The 260-nt window shown below is 68.5% G+C and carries 1 protein-coding gene; it reads left to right on the plus strand.

Annotated features, from left to right (window positions below; all coding sequences use genetic code 11):
* Positions 1–20: 20 nt before the first annotated feature.
* A partial coding sequence (locus tag SB764_RS41840) for a hypothetical protein (RefSeq protein WP_410867013.1) occupies positions 21–260 on the plus strand: 240 nt, incomplete at its 3' end.

Here is a 260-nt window from a genome sequence, read left to right on the forward strand (position 1 = left end):
GGTTACTGGCGCGCAGTCTCTTGGTCCCCCTGGACGCTGGCCATGTGGAGTTGCACCACAGCGTGGGGCTGGCTCTTCGCGGCGGCTACATCGTGGAGGACTTCACGCTCTCTCCGCCAGTGCCGGAGCTCGGCAGCACCAGCGCCTCCCTGCGCCGCAACGCTGCCATGGGCGCCATCGCCGAGACTCTGCGCTTGGCCGGGGAGTTGCTCTTCGCGGTCCGTGAGCAACCCTTGGCTACGCTTCGCAGCGGTGGGGTG

The sequence above is a fragment of the Paraburkholderia sp. SIMBA_027 genome (assembly GCF_046535315.1).
Lineage (GTDB): Bacteria > Pseudomonadota > Gammaproteobacteria > Burkholderiales > Burkholderiaceae > Paraburkholderia > Paraburkholderia tropica.